Raw genomic sequence first — 3,224 nt, 5'->3', positions numbered from 1 at the left:
TAATAAATATGGCAGCTACCTACTCTCCCGCATGATAGTGCAGTACCATTGGCCATGAGGGGCTTAACTTCTCTGTTCGGAATGGGAAGAGGTGAACACCCTCGGCAAAACCACCATAAGATCTTTAATATCTCTAGTCTTGACGACAATAATTTACATATTGGGAAGTTGTAAAACAATCTTCTTTCGAAGAGAAAACGTATAATAAAATTAAAGCTTACGGGCAATTAGTACTACTCGGCTTCGATATTACTATCCTTACACCTGTAGCCTATCAACGTCGTAGTCTCCGACGGCCCTTAAAAGTAAACTCATCTCGAGGTAAGTTTCACGCTTAGATGCTTTCAGCGTTTATCTTGCCCGTACATAGCTACTCTGCACTGCACCTGGCGGCACAACAGATACACCAGCGGTACGTACGACCCGGTCCTCTCGTACTAAGGTCATGTCCTCTCAATTTACTAACGATCACAACAGATAGGGACCGAACTGTCTTGCGACGTTCTGAACCCAGTTCACGTGCCACTTTAATCGGCGAACAGCCGAACCCTTGGGACCTTCTCCAGCCCCAGGATGTGACGAACCGACATCGAGGTGCCAAACCTCACCGTCGATATGAGCTCTTGGGTGAGATCAGCCTGTTATCCCCGGAGTACCTTTTATCCTTTGAGCGATGGCCCTTCCATTCAGAACCACCGGATCACTTTAGCCAGCTTTCGCTCCTGCTCGGCTTGTTTGCCTCACAGTCAAGCACCCTTATACTAATGCGCTCTGCGTACGATTACCAACCGTACTGAGGGTACCTTTGCAAGCCTCCGTTACTTTTTAGGAGGCGACCACCCCAGTCAAACTACCCACCAAACAATGTCCTCCCTTACAGGAGTTAGACTCTAAATAACAGAAGGTTGGTATTTCAACGACGACTCCACAACTCCTGGCGAAGCTGCTTCAAAGTCTCCCAACTATCCTACACATCTGGCATTCAAAATCAATGTTAAGTTGTAGTGAAGGTTCACGGGGTCTTTCCGTCCCGTTGCGATTAACCGGCATCTTCACCGATACTACAATTTCACCGAGCTCGTGGTAGAGACAGTGTCCAACTCATTAGACCATTCGTGCAGGTCGGAACTTACCCGACAAGGAATTTCGCTACCTTAGGACCGTTATAGTTACGGCCGCCGTTTACTGGGGCTTCAGTCAGGAGCTTTGACTTGCGTCGAACACCCTTCCTTAACCTTCCAGCACCGGGCAGGTATCAGGCTCTATACGTCATCTTTCGATTTTGCAGGGCCCTGTGTTTTTGTTAAACAGTTGGTTGGACCATTTTACTGAGGCCGCATCACTGCGGCACGCCTTATCCCGAAGTTACAGCGTCAATTTGCCTAGTTCCTTTACCACGGATCACTCGAGCGCCTTAGGATATTCTCCTCGACTACCTGTGTCGGTTTACGGTACGGGCTGCTATAACCTAACCTTAGAGGTTTTTCTTGGAAGTCTGATTAGGGACATTATCAACGCTGCCGAAGCTTTGTTGTACTATCAGGTTCAGCATCTCGAGCGGATTTTCCTACTCAAAATATACCTACTCCCTTTAACGCATACATCCGTGGATGCGCAGTCCTTTCACTACTCCGTTACCCCATCGAAATTATAGCAGGTACTGGAATATTCACCAGTTTGCCATCAGCTACGCCTTTCGGCTTTGCCTAAGGACCCGACTAACCCTGATCCGATTAGCGTTGATCAGGAACCCTTAGTCTTACGGCGAGAAGATTTTTCATCTTCTTTATCGTTACTTATGCCTACATTTTCTTTTCTGTACGCTCCAGCATACCTCGCAGTACACCTTCAATGCAGTACAGAATGCTCCCCTACCGATCACCCACCTAGTGGGGATCCTAAAGCTTCGGTGGTATGTTTGATGCCCGATTATTTTCCGTGCCCAAACCCTCGACCAGTGAGCTGTTACGCACTCTTTAAATGAATGGCTGCTTCCAAGCCAACATCCTGGCTGTTTTAGGGTTTGAACTTCGTTTGATCAACTTAACATACGCTTAGGGACCTTAGCTGTTAATCTGGGTTATTTCCCTCTCGGCCATGGACCTTAGCGCCCACAGCCTCACTCCCGCAGATATGTCATAGCATTCGGAGTTTATTAGGGTTTGGTAGGCGGTGAAGCCCCCTAGCCCAATTAGTAGCTCTACCTCTATGACACGTCTATATACGAGGCTGTTCCTAAAAACATTTCGGGGAGAACGAGCTATCTCTCAGTTTGATTGGCCTTTCACCCCTATCCACAGGTCATCCCATAGCTTTTCAACGCTAATGAGTTCGGTCCTCCAGTTTGTGTTACCAAACCTTCAACCTGCCCATGGATAGATCACAAAGTTTCGCGTCTACCCCCACTGACTAATTCGCCCTGTTAGGACTCGCTTTCGCTGCGGCTCCGCTACTGAAGAGCTTAACCTCGCCAGTGAGGAGTAACTCGTAGGCTCATTATGCAAAAGGCACGCCGTCACCAATTACTTGGCTCCGACCGCTTGTAGGCGCACGGTTTCAGGTACTATTTCACTCTCCTGTTCGGAGTACTTTTCACCTTTCCCTTACGGTACTGGTTCACTATCGGTCTCTAGGGAGTATTTAGCCTTACCAGATGGTGCTGGCAGATTCACACAGGATTTCTCCGGTCCCGCGCTACTCAGGATACCTCTCGTCCATTGCAATGTACGTCTACAGGACTTTCACCTGCTATGGTGTATCTTTCCAGATACTTCAACTTAATGCAACTTTCTAAATGAGGTCCTACAACCCCACAGCAGCACGCCGCTGTGGTTTGGGCTATTCCCCGTTCGCTCGCCACTACTTAGGGAATCATTAAATTATTTTCTTTTCCTACAGGTACTTAGATGTTTCAGTTCCCTGCGTTGGCCCCCTTACGGGTAATACACCTTCAGTGTACTGGGTTGTCCCATTCGGAAATTTACGGATATAACGCTCGTTTGCAGCTCTCCGTAACTTATCGCAGCTTACCACGTCCTTCTTCGCCTCCTAGAGCCTAGGCATCCACCATGCGCCCTTATTCGCTTTAAAAATCTTCGTATCACACGTCTTTCAGTGTTTTACAACTTTATTTCCCAATATGTCAAAGAACTTGTTAACCACCAACCCCATAATTACTATGGTATTGTAACCTCTCAGTTAATGTGGTCAATTCTGTAAGTGTG

Annotated in this window: 2 rRNA genes; both read right to left on the bottom strand. The window is 47.6% G+C overall.

The annotated features are described in order from the left end of the window. Window positions 1-6 precede the first annotated feature (6 nt). Window positions 7-118 (bottom strand): 5S ribosomal RNA (gene rrf / locus GFS24_RS28930). Between the two features lie 89 nt (window positions 119-207). After that, window positions 208-3,090, bottom strand: a 23S ribosomal RNA gene (locus tag GFS24_RS28925). Window positions 3,091-3,224 lie beyond the last annotated feature (134 nt).

The organism is Chitinophaga sp. SYP-B3965 (assembly GCF_009647655.1).
Classification (GTDB): domain Bacteria; phylum Bacteroidota; class Bacteroidia; order Chitinophagales; family Chitinophagaceae; genus Chitinophaga.
This window is presented reverse-complemented; position numbering and strand designations above follow the sequence as displayed.